This window comes from Paraburkholderia sp. RL17-347-BIC-D (assembly GCF_046027915.1).
Classification (GTDB): Bacteria; Pseudomonadota; Gammaproteobacteria; order Burkholderiales; family Burkholderiaceae; genus Paraburkholderia.
In genome coordinates, this window is record NZ_JARESS010000027.1 from 109,136 (window position 1) to 125,307 (window position 16,172).

General features: G+C 61.9%; 16 protein-coding genes and 1 tRNA gene. 11 read left to right on the forward strand and 6 right to left on the reverse strand.

Going from position 1 to position 16,172, the window contains the following annotated elements; all coding sequences use genetic code 11:
* Nucleotides 1-3 precede the first annotated feature (3 nt).
* The 5 genes from P0D96_RS30090 (at nt 4) to P0D96_RS30110 (ending at nt 3,655) form a co-directional block, all read left to right on the forward strand.
* Entirely contained in the window at nt 4-759 is a 756-nt protein-coding gene (locus P0D96_RS30090; protein ID WP_408317076.1) for a cytochrome c1, read from the forward strand.
* A 95-nt stretch (nt 760-854) separates the two neighbouring features.
* Nucleotides 855-1,466, forward strand: coding sequence for a glutathione S-transferase N-terminal domain-containing protein (locus tag P0D96_RS30095; protein WP_006052302.1), 612 nt, complete (start codon nt 855-857; stop codon nt 1,464-1,466).
* A 70-nt stretch (nt 1,467-1,536) separates the two neighbouring features.
* On the forward strand, nt 1,537-2,046 hold the full coding sequence (locus P0D96_RS30100) for a ClpXP protease specificity-enhancing factor (protein WP_132376758.1): 510 nt from the start codon (nt 1,537-1,539) through the stop codon (nt 2,044-2,046).
* A 19-nt stretch (nt 2,047-2,065) separates the two neighbouring features.
* A tRNA-Thr gene (locus P0D96_RS30105) sits at nt 2,066-2,141 on the forward strand.
* 392 nt (nt 2,142-2,533) lie between these two features.
* Nucleotides 2,534-3,655, forward strand: coding sequence for a methyltransferase (locus P0D96_RS30110; RefSeq protein WP_408317078.1), 1,122 nt, complete (start codon nt 2,534-2,536; stop codon nt 3,653-3,655).
* A gap of 48 nt (nt 3,656-3,703) precedes the next feature.
* Here P0D96_RS30110 and P0D96_RS30115 read toward each other — a convergent pair whose 3' ends face one another.
* Complete coding sequence (locus P0D96_RS30115) at nt 3,704-4,984, reverse strand: TIGR03862 family flavoprotein (protein WP_408317080.1); 1,281 nt, start codon at nt 4,982-4,984, stop codon at nt 3,704-3,706.
* A gap of 382 nt (nt 4,985-5,366) precedes the next feature.
* Here P0D96_RS30115 and P0D96_RS30120 point away from each other — a divergent pair, with 382 nt between their 5' ends.
* Nucleotides 5,367-5,576 carry a DUF1059 domain-containing protein gene (locus P0D96_RS30120; protein ID WP_132376761.1) on the forward strand — a complete coding sequence of 70 codons (210 nt, stop codon included), beginning with the start codon at nt 5,367-5,369 and terminating at the stop codon, nt 5,574-5,576.
* Nucleotides 5,577-5,666: 90 nt separating this feature from the next.
* Here the strand turns inward: P0D96_RS30120 and P0D96_RS30125 are convergent, their stop codons facing one another.
* Nucleotides 5,667-5,987: a type II toxin-antitoxin system HicA family toxin gene (locus P0D96_RS30125; protein WP_012434486.1), complete on the reverse strand. Its 321-nt coding sequence runs from the start codon at nt 5,985-5,987 to the stop codon at nt 5,667-5,669.
* A gap of 384 nt (nt 5,988-6,371) precedes the next feature.
* Here P0D96_RS30125 and P0D96_RS30130 point away from each other — a divergent pair, with 384 nt between their 5' ends.
* Nucleotides 6,372-7,214 carry a class I SAM-dependent methyltransferase gene (locus P0D96_RS30130; RefSeq protein WP_408179081.1) on the forward strand — a complete coding sequence of 281 codons (843 nt, stop codon included), beginning with the start codon at nt 6,372-6,374 and terminating at the stop codon, nt 7,212-7,214.
* A 45-nt stretch (nt 7,215-7,259) separates the two neighbouring features.
* On the opposite strand, the gene P0D96_RS30135 is transcribed toward P0D96_RS30130, so the two are convergent.
* Nucleotides 7,260-7,814 carry a DUF1415 domain-containing protein gene (locus P0D96_RS30135; RefSeq protein WP_408317082.1) on the reverse strand — a complete coding sequence of 185 codons (555 nt, stop codon included), beginning with the start codon at nt 7,812-7,814 and terminating at the stop codon, nt 7,260-7,262.
* Nucleotides 7,815-7,905: 91 nt separating this feature from the next.
* Nucleotides 7,906-8,556 (reverse strand): TetR/AcrR family transcriptional regulator, encoded by a 651-nt coding sequence (locus P0D96_RS30140; protein WP_408317084.1) that lies wholly within the window; start codon nt 8,554-8,556, stop codon nt 7,906-7,908.
* 155 nt (nt 8,557-8,711) lie between these two features.
* Between P0D96_RS30140 and P0D96_RS30145 the strand changes: the two genes are divergently transcribed.
* On the forward strand, nt 8,712-9,995 hold the full coding sequence (locus P0D96_RS30145; RefSeq protein WP_132376765.1) for an MFS transporter: 1,284 nt from the start codon (nt 8,712-8,714) through the stop codon (nt 9,993-9,995).
* Nucleotides 9,996-10,172: 177 nt separating this feature from the next.
* The gene (locus P0D96_RS30150; RefSeq protein WP_132376766.1) at nt 10,173-10,766 is read left to right on the forward strand and encodes a nitroreductase family protein; all 594 of its coding nucleotides are present in this window, start codon (nt 10,173-10,175) and stop codon (nt 10,764-10,766) included.
* 54 nt (nt 10,767-10,820) lie between these two features.
* Here P0D96_RS30150 and P0D96_RS30155 read toward each other — a convergent pair whose 3' ends face one another.
* On the reverse strand, nt 10,821-12,296 hold the full coding sequence (locus P0D96_RS30155) for an MFS transporter (protein ID WP_408179084.1): 1,476 nt from the start codon (nt 12,294-12,296) through the stop codon (nt 10,821-10,823).
* 188 nt (nt 12,297-12,484) lie between these two features.
* Between P0D96_RS30155 and P0D96_RS30160 the strand changes: the two genes are divergently transcribed.
* Entirely contained in the window at nt 12,485-13,735 is a 1,251-nt protein-coding gene (locus tag P0D96_RS30160) for an Hsp70 family protein (protein WP_408317086.1), read from the forward strand.
* 110 nt (nt 13,736-13,845) lie between these two features.
* Here the strand turns inward: P0D96_RS30160 and P0D96_RS30165 are convergent, their stop codons facing one another.
* The gene (locus tag P0D96_RS30165) at nt 13,846-14,049 is read right to left on the reverse strand and encodes a cold-shock protein (protein ID WP_007180251.1); all 204 of its coding nucleotides are present in this window, start codon (nt 14,047-14,049) and stop codon (nt 13,846-13,848) included.
* Nucleotides 14,050-14,531: 482 nt separating this feature from the next.
* Between P0D96_RS30165 and P0D96_RS30170 the strand changes: the two genes are divergently transcribed.
* On the forward strand, nt 14,532-16,127 hold the full coding sequence (locus tag P0D96_RS30170) for an APC family permease (RefSeq protein WP_408317088.1): 1,596 nt from the start codon (nt 14,532-14,534) through the stop codon (nt 16,125-16,127).
* Nucleotides 16,128-16,172 lie beyond the last annotated feature (45 nt).

Below are 16,172 nucleotides of genomic sequence, written 5' to 3' on the forward strand. Positions count from 1 at the left end.
GAAATGAAAAAACTGCTTACGAAGTGCGCGCTGATCGGCGCGACACTGCTCGCGGTGCTGGCCGCCCCGGCTTACGCGGACGAGAATTTCCCTCTCGACCGCGCGCCGGATAACGCGGAGAATTTCGCTTCTTTGCAGCACGGCGCGCAATTGTTTGTAAACTACTGCCTGAATTGCCACAGCGCGAACCTGATGCGCTACAACCGCCTGACCGACATCGGCATTACGCCGAACGAAATTCAGGCAAACCTGCTCTTCACCACGGATAAAGTCGGCAACACCATGACCGTGGCGATGCGTCCGGCCGACGCGCAAGCGTGGTTCGGCGCGAGTCCGCCGGATTTGTCGGTGGAAGCGCGAGCGCGCGGCAAGGATTGGCTGTACACGTATTTGCGCAGCTTTTACCGCGACAATACGCGGCCGACCGGCTGGAACAATCTGGTGTATGAAAACGTGAGCATGCCTCACGTGCTGTGGCAGCTTCAGGGGCAACGTACCGCGAAGTTCGGTGACGAAACCGACGAAAAAACTGGCGAGACGGTACACAAATTTGTCGGCTTCCAGCAGGTCACTCCGGGGACGATGTCGCCGGTAGATTATGATTCTGCTGTGGCCGACCTTGTGTCGTACCTGTCATGGATGTCCGAACCGACCCAGAAAACCCGCAAACAGCTTGGCGTGTGGGTGCTGTTGTTCCTCGGTATCCTGAGCTTTTTCGCTTGGCGATTGAACGCCGCGTACTGGAAACATATCAAATAATCACGCCGTCACCCGGCGTGGGGCCGGCGCCAGGAAAAACCTGCTGAACGGTTTTTCCGCGCGCTGGCCTTTCAGCTTTTTGAGGAAACGTAAACATGATGGTTCTGTACTCCGGCACAACTTGCCCGTTCTCCCAGCGCTGCCGGCTGGTGTTGTTCGAAAAGGGCATGGACTTCGAGATCCGCGACGTCGACCTGTTTAACAAGCCGGAAGACATCGCCGTGATGAATCCGTACGGTCAAGTGCCGATTCTCGTCGAACGTGACCTGATTCTGTACGAATCGAACATCATCAACGAGTATATCGACGAGCGCTTCCCGCACCCGCAACTGATGCCGGCCGATCCGGTGCAGCGCGCCCGCGCCCGCCTGTTCCTGCTGAACTTCGAGAAGGAACTATTCGTTCACGTCGGCACGCTCGAAAACGAAAAGGGTAAGGCCGCCGAGAAGAATCACGAGAAGGCCCGTCTCGCGATTCGCGATCGTCTGACGCAACTCGCACCGATCTTCCTGAAGAACAAGTACATGCTCGGCGAAGAGTTCTCGATGCTCGACGTCGCGATCGCGCCGTTGCTGTGGCGTCTGGATCATTACGGCATCGAGCTGTCGAAGAACGCCGCACCGCTGATGAAGTATGCCGAACGCATTTTCAGCCGCCCGGCTTATATCGAAGCGCTGACGCCTTCGGAAAAGGTGATGCGTCGTTGAGTTTGGCTTTGGGGCGAGGGCGCCGCGCGGCGGAGTGAGCGCGGGCCCGCGCCCGGTAAGAGGACTGTTGATGCAAGAGATTTCCACCAAGCCTTACCTGCTGCGCGCGCTCTACGAGTGGTGCACGGATAACGGCTATACGCCGCACATCGCGGTCCGGGTCGACAATCAGACGCGCGTGCCGCGTCAGTTTGTGCGCGACAACGAAATCGTGTTGAACATCAGCTTCGAGGCGACCAGCCAGTTGCAGATGGGCAACGAGTGGATTGAGTTCAGCGCGCGTTTCTCCGGCAAGTCGCACAAGATCGAGGTGCCGATCGCCAATATTCTCGCGATTTACGCGCGCGAAAACGGGCAGGGCATGGCGTTCCCGGTCGAGTCGACGGGCGGTGAAGCGCAGGATTCGGGCGCCGACGCGGAAGTGGCGGACGAGACCGAGGCGCCCGCGCCACGCGTGGTCGAAACGGCGCCGGCAACGGATGCCGCCACCGCCAAAGCGGATAGCGAGACGGACGGTCCGCAGCCTGACGACGATGGATCGAAAGGCGGCGGAAGGGCTCGCCTCAAGATCGTAAAATGAAGTAGAATCACGGCCTCATGCCGGCTTAGCTCATCAGGTAGAGCGCTTGACTTGTAATCATGAGGTGGCGGGTTCGAGTCCTGCAGCCGGCACCAGTTGTACTAAACGGGGTTTCTGTTCAGTCAGAAACCCCGTTTTTATTTGTCAGCGCTTATCGATAAAAGCGCCTTGGCCGAACCGCTGCACGGCTCTTCAGCCGGCAAAAGAACCGGCTTCGTGAAGCATCGGTGAGCTGCGAAACGGTCCAAAATCACCATATCTCTTTCACCTTGTCGATCGTAGACTTTTTAGTCTAAGAGTTGCCAGTCGAGGCCTGCAGATAACGCGCTTCAGCCGTCCCCGCCGACGAATAGCGCACCGCGACCCGGGACGAGAGAGGTACTATTCGGGCGTCAGTCGGCAACGCTATCCAGTACTCCGGCGGGCAACGCCCCCGATGACGCGGCTTATCAGCGCGTCGCTCCCGCAACACCGATCCCACCTCACCATGACCAGCCCTGCAACCATCACCTGGCCCGAAGCCGACGGCCCCCGCTCCGCGCGTTGGCGCTCCGAAGCGGCCGTGCCGCCGCCCAAGCGCGTCATCGTCGCGGACGACCGCACCACCGCCGATTCCGCGTACCGACTCGCATGTGAAGGCACGGCGCTGCTGTGGAACGGCGACTTCCAGAACGCTCGCCAACTGCTGCAAGCGGTCACGCGCCGGCTCGAGCGCAAGCCTCGCAAACACGGCGAAACGCCGATCGACGCGTTCAATCTGCATCGGCAGGCGCAGTCGCAACGCGCGCGCACGCTCGGCATGATCCTGATTCCGCTCGACGCCGCGTACGGTATTCCGCTGCGCCGCGCGCCGGAGGTCCAACAGGCTTGCATCGAGACGTACGGACCGTCCACCGACGAGCCGTCCGTCGTGTCGCTGCGCGAACTGCTTGGCATGATCGGCGCGCATGAATGGCGCAAGAAGGGAGTCGAGATTCCCGCGCTGGGTGACCGGATACATCCGCACTACGGTGTGTTCTCACCGGTGCGCGGCGAGTATGTGGATCTCGTTGCGCGCACGCCGCTGACTTCGCTGAACAAGGCGTTCGATATTGGCACCGGTACGGGCGTGTTGTCCGCGCTGCTCGCCAAACGCGGCGTGAAGAAAATCATCGCTACCGATCAGGATCCCCGCGCGCTCGCTTGTGCGCGTGAGAACCTGACGCGTCTCGGCTATGACCAGCAGGTCGAGCTCGTGCAGGCCGATCTGTTTCCGGAAGGCCGCGCGCCGCTCGTCGTATGCAACCCGCCATGGGTGCCGGCGAGACCCGCTTCGCCGATCGAGTATGCGATCTACGATCCGGAAAGCCGCATGCTGCTCGGTTTCCTGAACGGCCTCGCGGAGCATCTGTCGCCGGGCGGCGAGGGCTGGCTGATCATGTCGGATTTCGCCGAGCATCTCGGTTTGCGCTCGCGCGACTGGCTGCTGGCCGCCATCGACAAGGCGGGGTTGACCGTGGTGGGACGCGAGGACATTCGTCCGCGACACCCCAAGTCGACCGATGAAACCGATGCACTGCACACGGCGCGCATGGCCGAAGTGACGTCGCTGTGGCGTCTGAAGGCGTGATAAGCGGTGAAGCGCGCTGCTCTCTCTTCCAAAAGCGAGGGCAACACGTCACGCCGCCGCGTCGCTCCCCTTGAGTTTGCCGACATACGCCGCCGCGCCGCGTCCTGCCGCGAGGCCGCTGGCAAAGCAGGCGGTGAGCAGGTAACCGCCCGTCGGCGCTTCCCAATCGAGCATCTCCCCCGCGCAGAAGGCGCCGGGCAGGCGCTCAATCATCAAGTGCTCATCAAGCGCCTCGAAGGGAATGCCGCCGGCGGTGCTGATCGCTTCCGCGATCGGCCGGGCGCGCGTGAGCCGCACGGGCAGCGCCCTGATGGCGTGCGCGAGGCCGTTGGCGTCGGCGAAGGCTTCTTTCGACAAAATCTCGTGCAACAAAGCCAGCTTTACCCCGCCAATTCCGATTCTGCCGTGCAGATGGCTGGACATCGAGCGTGAGCCGCGCGGTCGCGTGACTTCGGCGACGACCCGCTCCAAAGGCAAGCCTGGCGCCAGATCCAGCGTGACCGTGACATCGCCGTCGGCCAGAATCCGCTCCCGGATTACTGCCGACAAGGCGTAAATCACACTCCCTTCCAAGCCCGTTTCGGTCAGAAGTATTTCACCTTGTCGATTGTGGACTTTATTGTCTACGTCGGTGAGCGCAATGGCCACCGGCTTGACCGGTTGACCCGCGAAACGCTCGCGCAGATAGGGGCTCCAGTCCGCGTCGAAGCCGCAGTTTGCGGACAGCAACGGCGTTACGGGCACGTCGCGCGAGGCCATCAGCGAGACCCAGGCGGCGTCCGATCCGAGCCGCGGCCAGCTTGCGCCGCCAAGCGCGAACACGACGGCGTCGAAGGTCACGGTTTGTTCGCCGTCGGGTGTCGCGAAGTGGAGCCTATGCGCCGCGGCATCGTCCGCTTCGGTGTCCCAGCCAATCCACTTATGGCGCATGTGAAACCGCACGCCCGCCTCGCGCAGTCGATGCAGCCACGCACGCAGCATCGGCGCGGCTTTCATGTCGGTCGGAAAAACGCGTCCCGAACTGCCGACGAACGTCTCCACACCCAAGCCGTGCACCCACGCGCGCAGGGCGTCGGGATCGAAAGCTCGCACGAGCGGCGCGATCTGCTCGCGGCGCGCGCCGTAGCGGCCGAGGAACGGCTCGAGCGGCTCCGAATGCGTGATGTTCATACCGCCCTTGCCCGCCATCAGAAATTTGCGGCCGACCGATGGCATGGCGTCATAGACGTCGACCTGCACGCCTTGCTGGACGAGCGCCTCGGCGGCCATCAAGCCGGCGGGGCCGCCGCCGATCACGGCGACGCGGGCGGAATCGAATGAGGATGACATGCGGGCCTGCGGATGAGCGGAAGAGGCGGCGCGCCCTCGGTTCGGATGATCCGCCGGCGCGAAGGGCGCTATTTTCACACTGCGAGCAGCGCAGGGCAAATGCGCGGGCGGGTCGGCAGGCCGCAAAAGGCTGAGTTCAGGCGGTCCTGCGTACGCCTGGTTCGCGTCGACGGCTTTGTTATCGACCGGCGCGACCTATACTTTTCAGACACCTTCCATCGGATGCCGTGCGCGTCTTCCTCGCGTCATACCAACTCGCCGTCTTCCCCGCCACCCGGCGCTATCCGCGCTATCGGAGCCGCCGTGTCACGGCCGGCGATGTGGTCCGCGCGTCTGCTGCCTGCGTGGATGTCTGAACGTCATCTTGATCAAGGAGACTGCCATGTCCCGCAAATACATCGATTGCCGTGAGTTTCCGAGCGAAATGAACTGCACCGTCGCCCTGTCCGCCGACAGCGAGAGCGAATTGCTCGACGCCGCCGTGCAGCATGCGGTTGCTGTGCACAAACATACGGATTCGCCGGAATTGCGCTCGCAACTCAAGGCGCTCTTTCACGACGGCACGCCACCGGTCGAAGCGACGCGCGGGTGAGCTGCCGTCTTTTGGGGAGCTACAGAACGAGCGACCCGCGCGAGCGGCGTCTTGCCGCCCGCGCGGGTCGCAGCATCGTTGAACTATGTCTTAGCCGGGGTACGCCTCGTCCACTTTTAGCCCGGCGAGCTTGAAAATGACTCGCAGCGTCTGCGGTTTGATATCGCGCCGCGATGCGAGCGTAGTCATGACGAAGTCGAGCACCTTGGCGTACTTGAGCATGGTCAGGCAGGTTTCCATGTCCACGCTACCGTCGCGCATGACTTCGGCCAGCCGCAGCATCTCCGTTGAGATGTCGCGGGCCATTTCCAGTTCGAGTTGCTGCTTCTCGGACCACGCTGGGGTGGCGATGAGTTTCGCCAGCATTTCCTGAAATTTCTGTTCGACGTTTCCGTTGGGTACCGTATCCATTGCCGCCTCTTCTATTTTCCGAGCGCGCGTCCGCTTGACGTCTCGGCGCGCTGCTGGTTACGTAACGTTCGGCCCGTGTTCCGGGACCGTCCTCCCCACATTCATTCGGTTCGCGTGGTGAAAGCCACGGCCGCAGCCCGTTGTTATAGGCGGCACGGCCGGCACCATCGGGCCCGGCCGTCACGCAAGCTGCTTTTGCGCCTTTCTGGAACCTTCCGCGTGACGCTTTTTTACGCAGGAAGTGTTCCAGTTGATGCCCTTTATCACATGCTTCGCGCGGCTCCTTCGGTCAGCAAGCCGCACTTTGGGTAAACTGGCAGCAACTTTTCCCTTTTTCCGTCACCTGTCGCACGTTCACGTTGCAATTCTTGGCGGTTTCCCCCGATGTCCAGCAAAACGCACGAAATCCGTCCGAACCAGTCCGTCGAGTTGTTGAAGGAGCTTCACATCCTCACGCGCGACGGCAAGATGAATCAGGACAGCCGCCGCAAGCTGAAACAGGTCTATCACCTGTTCCAGTTCATCGAGCCGCTGCTCAAAGACCTCAAGGACAAGCAAGGCGCCGTTACCCTCGTCGATCACGGCGCGGGCAAGTCGTATCTAGGTTTTATCCTGTATGACCTTTTCTTCAAGGAGTTTCAGGAAGATGCGGGTGTTGCGTCACATATATACGGCATTGAGACGCGCGAGGAGCTCGTCGCGAAGTCGGAAGAGCTGGCTGGAAGGCTGGGTTTCAAGGGCATGTCGTTTCTGAATCTGTCAGTAGCGGACTCGATTACGTCGGACCGCTTGCCGGCCCAGATCGACATCGTCACGGCGCTGCACGCCTGCAATACCGCGACCGACGACGCGCTGCGCTTCGCGCTCGAAAAGAAGGCGAAGTACATCGTGGTCGTGCCGTGCTGTCAGGCCGAGGTGGCGGGGGTGTTGCGGCAGAACAAGGGCAAATCGCTCGCCAACGCCTTGACGGAGATCTGGCGGCATCCGTTGCACACGCGGGAGTTCGGGAGCCAGATCACGAACGTGCTGCGGTGTTTGCAGCTCGAAGCGCACGGGTATCAGGTCAGCGTGACCGAACTGGTGGGCTGGGAGCATTCCATGAAGAATGAACTGATCATCGCCCAATACAAGGATCTGCCGAGACGCCGGCCGACCGAGCGCTTGAACGAGGTGATGGAAACGCTTGGGATCGAGGAACTGAAGGAACGGTTCTTTGTTTCGGCCTGATCGGACGGCGTGGGCGCGTTGGCTCGTTGCGAGCCGCTGCGTGAACTAGCGCTTCATCAACGCGGCCCAGCCGGCCAGGCCGATTCGCCGGAGCGTTTCCTGATTCCGCTCGTAAATCTCTTCCGCATCGGGAAACGCCTGAACCGCGCGTTCAATGCTGTCTTCGCGCAGCAGATGCAAGATCGGATAGGGCGCGCGATTCGTGTAGTTCTCGATATCGTCGGGCTCGCTGCCTTCGAACTGGTAAAAGGGATGGAAGCTCGCGATCTGAACGATGCCTTCCAGCCCAAGCTGCTTGAGCATGCGTTCGGCGAAAAACAGGCAGTCGTTGTAGTCGAGAAAATCGCTGAGCGCCCGCGGCACGATCAATAGCGTCGTATCCACGGCATCCGGGTTGGCGGCGACCAGCGTCTGAAGCTCGGTTTCCAGATCGGCCAGCACACCTTCCATGTCCACGGCATCGCTGACGGCGTAGCGAATCTGCCCCTTTACGTGGACTGCCTTCGCGAACGGACACAAGTTGAGCCCGATCACGGCCTCGGTCAGCCAGTGACGAGTAGCGGCAACAACGGCATCGTGGGATTCGGCAGACAACGGCATGGCGGGCGGCGCGGGAGATAAAGCGCCATTTTAACGGGGCGGATGGGCATCGATTCGCGCCTCGCGCAAACAGAACCGCAAAGCAGACAATTCAGTCAGTCGACGACGCCGACGCCGCGCCGCACGCCGCGGCGATCAACTGCGCGGCGACCTTCGGCGCGGCCAGAATGGGCCCGCAACCGGGGCCGTACGTCTGGCTGGCCGCATACACGCCTTCGATCATCAGACCGAGCGCATTGGCGAGCGCGACCGGATCATCGGCGCCCGCTGCCGTCGTCAGTTCCGTGAGCCGCGCCAGGAGGCGCGCTTTGTTGTGGAACACGAACTGCCGCGCCGGATGCGCCGTGTCCGGAAACTCCACCGACACGTTCACGAAGGGACAGCCGCGATAGTCATCGATCGACGCGCGCACGGCGAGGTCGTCGAAATATTGCTGAAGCTGCCGGGCCGGCTCGCCCGGATGTTTGGCGAAGCTCCTCTCCACGTAGCCGAAGAACTGCTCGTCCTTGCGGTCCAGATAAGCCATGACCAACTCGTCCTTCGACGAAAACTGCCGGTACAAGCTCATCTTGTTCACGCCGGCGCGCTCGACCACTGCGTCCACCCCGACGGCTCGCACACCCTCGCGATAGAACAGCTCGTCCGCGGCACGGAGCAAGTGCTGTTGCGCCTGCGGCCCGGCGGTCTGCGCGCCGCGCGTGCGACGGGCCGCGGCCGGTTTGAGGGATTCACTGTCGGACATGGAAGACCACCTGAACTCAATTAACGCCTTGACATGTTACCGACCAGTAACTAAGATCGCAACACCTATTGTGACTGATCTGTCACAAATCCTTTACCGAACGCGTAACAATACAAGCGGCGACGCCTGCGGGGCAGGTGTCGATTGGAGAACCGATGAACTGGGCAGCAAAACTGATTGGCGGACGTTTCCACTACGGCTGGTTGACCGTCGCGGTGGTGTTTCTGGTACTGCTGGCGGCAGCCGGCACGCGCGCCACGCCGAGCGTGATGATGGTGCCGCTCGAGCATCAATTCGGCTGGAGCCGCGCAACGATCTCGTTGGCGATCTCCGTGAACATCGCGCTGTACGGTCTGATGGGACCGTTCGCGGCGGCGGCAATGCAACGTTTCGGTGTGCGCCCCACGTTGTTGGCCGCGCTCGGCACGATGGCGGCCGGTGTGGGCCTCTCGTCGCTGATGACGCACCCGTGGCAGATGATATTGATCTGGGGCGTGATGGTCGGCGGCTCGACGGGTGTCGCGGCGCTGTCGTTGTCGGCGACGGTGGTCACGCGCTGGTTCACCACGCACCGCGGCCTCGTCATGGGCATTCTCACGGCAAGCTCGGCAACCGGCCAACTGGTGTTCCTGCCGATGCTCGCGGCCATCGCCGAGCACTACGGCTGGCGGCAAGTGGTGTGGGTCGTCGCCATTGCGGCCGCGATCGTGATTCCGCTGGTTGCGTTTCTGTTGCCGGAGCGCCCGGCCGACATGAAGCTGCGTCCTTATGGCGAGCCACACGATTCGCCCATCAACAGCACGGTCACCAAACAGAACCCGCTGGCAATCGCCTTCGGCACACTCGCCATGGCGAGCAAGACCCGCGACTTCTGGCTGCTGTTTTTCAGCTTCTTTATCTGCGGCGCGAGCACCAACGGCTACGTCGGCACCCATCTGATCGCGATGTGCGGCGACTACGGCATGACGGAAGTGCAGGGCGCCTCGCTGCTCGCCGCAATGGGCATCTTCGATCTGTTCGGCACGACTCTTTCGGGCTGGCTGTCGGACCGCTTCAATAGCCGCGTGCTGCTGTTCTGGTACTACGGTCTGCGCGGGTTGTCGCTGATGTTTCTGCCGCACGCGTTCGGCATCGACTTCTTCGGTCTGCCGCTGTTCGCCGTGTTCTACGGCCTTGACTGGATCGCAACCGTGCCGCCGACCGTGCGTCTGGCCACCGACGTCTACGGCAAGGAATCAGCGCCGGTGGTGTTCGGCTGGGTCGTCGCGGGCCATCAACTCGGCGCGGCGTTCGCGGCGCTCGGCGCGGGCATGCTGCGCGCGAGCCTCGGCACCTACACGGTAGCGTCGATGATTTCCGGCGGCTTGTGCCTCGTGGCTGCGGTGATCGTGTTGCGGATCAACCGGCCCGCCAAGGTGCCGGAACCGCAGGCGGCATAAAACCGCCGCGGCGATCCGAGCATCGCGAGAACCACGGCCCCGCAAGGGGCCGTTTCGCTATCGCAGCCGGCACTAAACAAACTGCTCGCTTGTTGGCGCACGCGCGCTGAAGCCCGGTTATGCTATGTGACCCCGGGCAGTTGCCCGTCGATCATGAATTTCGACTGAGAGAAGCGCATGACCCATAAACCCGCCCCTACCGCAATCGCCATTCACGAGCTGATTGCAGGCCGCTGGAGCCCGCGCGCGTATTCGAGCGAGCCGGTGAGCCGCGAGCATCTGCAAGCCGTGCTCGAAGCGGCACGCTGGGCGCCGTCTTCGTACAACGCGCAGCCGTGGCGTTTTCTCGTATTCGACCGCAGCGTCGATGAAGTCTCGTTCAAGCAGGCTTTTGCCACGCTGGTGCCGTTCAACCAGGGCTGGAATGCGCCGGCGCCGGTGCTGATCGCGGTGACCACACACACGCTCACCAACAAGGGCGACGTGAATCGCTGCGCGCCGTACGATGCGGGCGCCGCGGCGATGGCGCTGGTATTGCAGGCGCATGCGCTCGGACTTGCCGCGCACCAGATGAGCGGCTTCGATCCGAACGCGTTCCGCACGGCATTCAAGCTGCCGAGCGACGTCGACGTGATCGCGATGATTTCGCTCGGCCACTACGGCGACGTCGACAAGCTGGATCCGGTGTTGCGCGAGCGCGAGAAGTCGGTGCGTCAGCGTCTGCCGCTGGCGGAAATCGCCTATGCTGGCGGCTGGAAGAAGGCGTTCTGAGCGGCCTGCGATTTGTGAATTGAAGTAGAACGCGCGGCGACAACCGCGCGTTTTTTATTCCACATCCGCCGCGACGCTCGACAGCGGCGTAGCCACACTCTCCAGCGACTTGCGCTCCGCGTCCACGCCCCAGATCGCCGCGATCACCGCCGCCGCGAGCATCAGCCCCGAGCCGACGAGATAGCCCGAAAACACTTCGCTGCGCTGATGCGTGTCGATCAGCCGGCCGAAGAACGCCGGCCCGGCGATGCCGCCGAGCGCCGTGCCCAACGCGTAGAAAACTGCAATGGCCAGCGCGCGAATTTCCAGCGGAAACGATTCGCTGACGGTCAGATAAGCCGAGCTCGCAGCTGCCGACGCGAAGAAGAAAATCACCATCCACGCGATCGTCTGCGTCACGACGGTGAGCATCTGCTGCTCGAAGAGGTAACCGCTGAGCGTCAGCAGAATGCCGGAGATCGCGTAAGTCGCCGCGATCATCTTGCGCCGCCCGATGACGTCAAAGAGCCTGCCGAGCAGCAGCGGTCCGAGGAAATTGCCGAGCGCGAAGGGCAGCAGATACCAGCCGATGTGGTCGCCCGGCACGTGGTAGAAATCGGTGAGCACCAGCGCGTAGGTGAAAAAGATCGCGTTGTAGAAGAACGCCTGCGCGGTCATCAGCGACAGGCCGACCAGCGCGCGCCGTCGATGCACGTTGAAGAGCGTATGGAATACCTCGCGCAGCGGCGTATGTCGACGAGCACGCAGCCGCAGGCGCAGGAGGCCTTCGTCGGAGATCGTGTGACCTTCGTGGCGAAAGCGCGTTTCGATGCCTTCGACGATCGCGCGCGCGTCGCGCTCGTCGCCGTGCGTGAGCAGCCAGCGCGGGCTTTCGGGCAGCCAGATGCGCATCGGCAGAATCCCCAGCGCGAGCACCGCGCCGATGAAGAAACAGGCGCGCCAGCCCCAGTCGGCCGGCAGCAGATGCGGATCGAGCAGCACCAGCGAGCCGGCCGCGCCGAGCCCCGCGCCGACCCAGAACGTGCCGTTGATGCCGAGATCGGTCCAGCCGCGCACGCGCGCCGGGGTGAATTCCTGGATCGTCGAATTGATCGCCGTGTATTCACCGCCGATCCCGGCGCCGGTCAGGAAGCGAAACAGCAGAAAGCTGGCCAGATTCCACGACAGCGCGGTTGCCGCAGTCGCTGCCAGATACAGCGCGAGCGTGATGAAAAACAGCTTGCGGCGGCCCAGCCGGTCGGTCAGCCAGCCGAAACCCAGCGCGCCGAGCACCGCGCCGGCGATATAGGCGCTACCGGCCAGGCCGACGTCGGCGTTGGAAAAGTGCAACGATGGGCTAGACTTCAACGCACTCGCAACCGCGCCCGCCAGCGTGACTTCCAGACCGTCGAGCAGCCACGTCACGCCAAGCGCCACCACGAGCAGCGAGTGAAAGCGGCCCCACGGCAGACGGTCGAGCCGCGAGGGCAGATCGGTTTCGACGACCGTGGCGTTTTTTTCGTGAACAGCGGCAGTAGGCGGCGCGCTCATTGCTTGAAGTCTCCTCAATTCCGAAAATTGGCGGCGTATCCTGTCAAAATGAGCAATATTCGTTCCGTTGAGTTGGGTTCTTCCATTATCTGGAGCGTGCCCAAGCGTCAGTTGATGCTGATTGGGCTTTCGTGTTACAAAGCCGCTCCCCTTTCTGTCCGCGCCAGCCGTGAGCGGCGATTCCTGCCATGAACTATTGCGCGATTGACTTCGGTACTTCCAACTCGGCTGTGGCCGTTCCTGTCGGCGGCGCGCTCAAGCTCGCGCCGGTCGAGGGCGCCTACACGACGCTGCCCACCTCGGTCTTTTTCAACACCGACGAAAACACCCGCGAATTCGGGCGGGCGGCGCTAGCAGCCTACATCGACGGCTTCGACGGCCGCCTGATGCGCTCGATGAAGAGCATTCTCGGTTCGCCGCTCGCCGAGAACTCCACCGACCTCGGCGACGGTTCCGCGATCAAGTACACGGATGTGATCGCGATTTTCGTCGAGCACCTCAAGCGCTCGGCCGAAAAAAGCGCGGGCGGCGCGATTCATCGCGCCGTGCTGGGCCGGCCCGTGTTTTTCGTCGACGACGATCCGCGTGCCGATCAGATGGCGCAGCAGCAGCTCGAAGCCGCTGCGCGCTCGGTCGGCCTGCGGGAAATTCACTTTCAGTATGAGCCGATCGCGGCCGCGTTCGACTACGAATCGCATCTGACGGAAGAAGGACTCGTGCTGGTGGCCGACATCGGCGGCGGTACGTCGGACTTTTCGCTGGTGCGGGTCGGGCCGGAGCGGATGAAGCGCGTCGAGCGCAAGGACGACGTGCTGGCGCACCACGGCGTGCACGTCGCCGGTACGGATTTCGACCGGCGCGTGGAACTGGCGACGATCCTGCGCGAACTGGGCTATCAGACGCTGGACCCGGAAGGCCGCGAAATCCCGAACCGGATCTATTTCGATCTGGCGACCTGGCATTTGATCAACACCGTCTACGCCCCGAAGCGCGTCAGCGAACTCGCGCTGATGCGGCACCTGTTCACTGAGGTCAAGCACCATGATCGGCTGATGCGCGTCGTGGACCGCCGGCTGGGCCATGCGCTGGCAGCGCACGCGGAAGAGGCGAAGATCGGCGTGGCGGCGGGCGGAGAGACCGTGATCGACCTCGATGAAGTCGAAGACGACCTGCGCCTCGCGTTCGACGAGGTGCAACTCATCAAGGCCGGCCACGACGAAACGGTCCGCATCGTGCAGGCGGCTCGCGACACGGTGCAGGCGGCCGGCGTCGCGACACGCGACGTCCACGCGATTTACTTTACGGGTGGTTCGACCGGATTGGCGTTTTTATCGGGCGCATTGGCGGCGGCATTTCCGGATGCCAAAGCAGTATTCGGCGACCGACTTGCGAGTGTCGCGACTGGACTCGGTATTCACGCGCGGCGTCTATTCGGATAACCGAAATCACCAATCGCATACTGCGAAGATAATCACCATTCGCAATGGCGATGGATATAAAAAACCCCGCCGAGGCGGGGTTTTTTTGCGTCCAGAAGGAAGCGTGTTGCTTACACCGGCTTGATGTTAGCAGCTTGCTTGCCCTTCGGGCCCGTCTTCACTTCAAACGTAACCTTTTGGTTTTCTTGCAGCGTCTTGAAGCCTTCCGTGCGGATTTCCGAGAAATGCGCGAACAGATCTTCGCCGCCGCCGTCCGGCGTGATGAAGCCAAAGCCCTTTGCGTCATTGAACCACTTGACGGTACCGGTTTCCATATTACTTGTTCCTAAAGATGGTAAATAAGGCCGAAGCCCAGAGGGTGCATGAAAATCAAGGAAGGGGGTAATGGGACCAACCGGAGTACCGTTGATGGGCGAACTACGAAAGACCAATTCACTCGCCGCTTGAAATCCTGCCCGAACGTTATACGGCGATTTCGAGAGAAGGTCAACAGTCTCCCCACAACTTTACAAACTTTCGTCAGCTTGGCGTAAAAGTTGCTTACAAAGCTTGCTATTCGTCTGAATTTTTTGCTAGGGAGAACCCTTGTTTTCGCTGCAGAGGCTGGGTGCAACCGTTAAACTACGCGCCTCGCGTCGGTTGCACCTGCTTGGAATGGGCCGTCGCGTACGAATGCGCGTCACCCGTCTGCAACGCCCCAAGGCGATGTCACGCGGTGCCGTCATGGTTCTGCAGCAAACTTGCATGGGGCGGAGGGAGTGCCGAGGCGCTCACTCCGGCCGACACAGGAGAAGACGTGAAAAGTTCTATACAACGGAACATTGGGCCGTTCGCGCTGATGCTGACGGGCTTGGGTTCGATCATCGGGTCCGGCTGGCTGTTCGGCGCGTGGAAGGCCGCAAAAATTGCCGGGCCCGCTGCCATTTGTGCATGGGTGATCGGCGCGGTCGTGATTCTCGCGATCGCATTGACCTACGCGGAACTCGGCGCGATGTTCCCGGAGTCCGGCGGCATGGTGCGTTACGCGCGCTATTCGCACGGTGCGCTGGTTGGTTTCATTAGCGCATGGGCCAACTGGATCGCGATTGTCTCGGTGATTCCCATCGAGGCTGAAGCGTCCATTCAATATATGAGTACGTGGCCCTATCCATGGGCGCATGCGCTATTCGTGGATGGCTCATTAACTATTAACGGGTTATTGCTATCCGCCGCGCTTGTGATCATTTACTTCATGCTGAACTACTGGGGCGTGAAACTGTTCGCGCGCGCCAACTCGGCGATTACGATTTTCAAGTTCCTGATTCCCGGCGCGACGATCCTCGGCTTGATGCTGACGGGCTTCCACAAGGAAAACTTCGGCGAAGCGAGCACCTTCGCACCGTACGGCTGGTCAGCGGTGCTGACGGCCGTGTCGACGAGCGGCATCGTGTTCGCGTTCAACGGTTTCCAGAGCCCGATCAATCTCGCGGGTGAAGCGCGTAATCCGGCCAAGAGCGTGCCGTTCGCGGTGATCGGCTCGATCCTGCTCGCGCTGGTGATCTACGTGCTGTTGCAGGTCGCATATATCGGCGCGGTGAACCCGGGCGACGTGATGAAGGGCTGGAGCCACTTCAACTTCGCTTCGCCGTTCGCGGAACTCGCGATTGCGCTGAACCTGAACTGGCTGGCAATTCTGCTGTACGTTGACGCATTCGTCAGCCCGAGCGGCACCGGCACGACCTATATGGCGACCACGAGCCGCATGATCTACGCGATGGAACGCAACAACACCATGCCGAAGATGTTCGGCAACGTGCACCCGTTCTACGGCGTGCCGCGTCAGGCGATGTGGTTCAACCTGCTGGTGTCGTTTATTTTCCTGTTCTTCTTCCGCGGCTGGAGTTCGCTCGCGGCGGTGATCTCGGTCGCAACGGTGATTTCGTATCTGACCGGCCCAATCAGCCTGATGGCCCTGCGCCGCGCGGCGACGGATCTCGAGCGTCCGCTGCATATCCCGGGCATGAAGATCATTGCGCCGTTCGCGTTCGTCTGCGCGTCGCTGATCCTGTACTGGGCGAAGTGGCCGCTGACCGGCGAAATCATTCTGCTGATGGTCGTCGCGTTGCCGGTGTACTTCTACTTCCAGGCAAAGTCGGGCTTTGCCGGCTGGGGGCGTGATCTGAAGGCGGCGTGGTGGCTGGTCGCCTATCTGCCGGTGATGGCGATTCTGTCGCTGATCGGCAGCAAGCAGTTCGGCGGTCACGACCTCATCCCTTACGGCTGGGATATGGTGGTGGTGATCGCGTTTTCGCTGGTGTTCTACTACTGGGGTGTGACGAGCGGTTATCGCTCGGAATATCTGGACGAGCGCACAGAGCACGACGAAGTGCTCGAAGGCATGGGCGCGCATTAAGGTGCTGCGCTGAAGTCTGTAAAAAACCCCCGCCTGAGTTGCTCA

Excerpts from the sequence above, each read along its gene's own strand:
- P0D96_RS30090 (WP_408317076.1), top strand. The coding sequence starts at position 4 with ATGAAAAAACTGCTTACGAAGTGCGCGCTGATCGGCGCGACACTGCTC.
- P0D96_RS30095 (WP_006052302.1), top strand. The coding sequence starts at position 855 with ATGATGGTTCTGTACTCCGGCACAACTTGCCCGTTCTCCCAGCGCTGC.
- P0D96_RS30100 (WP_132376758.1), top strand. The coding sequence starts at position 1,537 with ATGCAAGAGATTTCCACCAAGCCTTACCTGCTGCGCGCGCTCTACGAG.
- P0D96_RS30110 (WP_408317078.1), top strand. The coding sequence starts at position 2,534 with ATGACCAGCCCTGCAACCATCACCTGGCCCGAAGCCGACGGCCCCCGC.
- P0D96_RS30115 (WP_408317080.1), bottom strand. The coding sequence starts at position 4,984 with ATGTCATCCTCATTCGATTCCGCCCGCGTCGCCGTGATCGGCGGCGGC.
- P0D96_RS30120 (WP_132376761.1), top strand. The coding sequence starts at position 5,367 with ATGTCCCGCAAATACATCGATTGCCGTGAGTTTCCGAGCGAAATGAAC.
- P0D96_RS30125 (WP_012434486.1), bottom strand. The coding sequence starts at position 5,987 with ATGGATACGGTACCCAACGGAAACGTCGAACAGAAATTTCAGGAAATG.
- P0D96_RS30130 (WP_408179081.1), top strand. The coding sequence starts at position 6,372 with ATGTCCAGCAAAACGCACGAAATCCGTCCGAACCAGTCCGTCGAGTTG.
- P0D96_RS30135 (WP_408317082.1), bottom strand. The coding sequence starts at position 7,814 with ATGCCGTTGTCTGCCGAATCCCACGATGCCGTTGTTGCCGCTACTCGT.
- P0D96_RS30140 (WP_408317084.1), bottom strand. The coding sequence starts at position 8,556 with ATGTCCGACAGTGAATCCCTCAAACCGGCCGCGGCCCGTCGCACGCGC.
- P0D96_RS30145 (WP_132376765.1), top strand. The coding sequence starts at position 8,712 with ATGAACTGGGCAGCAAAACTGATTGGCGGACGTTTCCACTACGGCTGG.
- P0D96_RS30150 (WP_132376766.1), top strand. The coding sequence starts at position 10,173 with ATGACCCATAAACCCGCCCCTACCGCAATCGCCATTCACGAGCTGATT.
- P0D96_RS30155 (WP_408179084.1), bottom strand. The coding sequence starts at position 12,296 with ATGAGCGCGCCGCCTACTGCCGCTGTTCACGAAAAAAACGCCACGGTC.
- P0D96_RS30160 (WP_408317086.1), top strand. The coding sequence starts at position 12,485 with ATGAACTATTGCGCGATTGACTTCGGTACTTCCAACTCGGCTGTGGCC.
- P0D96_RS30165 (WP_007180251.1), bottom strand. The coding sequence starts at position 14,049 with ATGGAAACCGGTACCGTCAAGTGGTTCAATGACGCAAAGGGCTTTGGC.